This window comes from Halomonas sp. KAO (genome assembly GCF_015595025.1).
In the GTDB taxonomy this organism is placed as follows: Bacteria; Pseudomonadota; Gammaproteobacteria; order Pseudomonadales; family Halomonadaceae; genus Halomonas.
Genome location: NZ_JADNRL010000023.1, coordinates 702 through 1484, shown reverse-complemented (window position 1 = coordinate 1484; position 783 = coordinate 702). Strand labels below are relative to the sequence as shown.

Annotated in this window: 1 protein-coding gene; it reads right to left on the bottom strand. The window is 49.8% G+C overall.

Annotated elements, in window-relative coordinates:
- Positions 1-131: 131 nt before the first annotated feature.
- A partial coding sequence (locus tag IOC61_RS10940) for an alpha/beta hydrolase (protein ID WP_195688888.1) occupies positions 132-783 on the bottom strand: 652 nt, incomplete at its 5' end.

The following is a 783-nucleotide window of genomic DNA, read 5'->3' as shown; positions in this document are numbered from 1 at the left end:
GGAGATTCCGCCTGAAGGCGAACTAGCGATCCCAGTATCGACAATGGCAGGTTCACTTCCGTCAATAAAGAAACTGTAAAGACCGAAACGACCCCATTGCGAATACAGAGAATGGATCCCTACGGTGCTCATCATTGACCTCCCAGAAACTTTGCCGTTTCGGAATACACACCATGAAACTCTGGAAGCCAGGAGAAATGCTGGACGAACCCATGACCAGCCGACTCATAACGATGCACTTTCACAGGAACACCTGCGTCGGCAAGCTTTTTTGCGTAAGCCTCACCCTCATCACGCAATGGGTCGTATTCTGCTGTGACAACGAGAGTAGGCGGAAGCCCAGAAAAATCCTTGCGCTTGATGGGTGATACCATTGGATTAGCAGGATCGGCACCACTCTCGACATAGAAGGCATTGAAGGGTTTCAAAACCGCTGTCTCCAATCCGTTGCCTACTGCGTTGGTCTTGAGTGACTCATAGCGCTCGACATCAAAGTCTAGATCCAGTGAAGGATAATAAAGCACTTGGTGCGTTATGCACTGGAGTCCTTCATCGAGCGCTTTAGCTGTAACTGCAGCGACGAAGTTGGCACCAGAGCTATCACCCGCCAAGGCTAGTGATTTCTCGTTCCAACCAATACCGTCACGTGAATCAGCCCCCTGTTCAGCTATCCATTTAACAACCGCATAACAGTCGTTAAGTCCGGCCGGAAACACATTTTCAGGAGCCAGGCGATAGTCAACTGCAACGACAACAAATTCAGTTTCGTTAGCGATCTCTCGC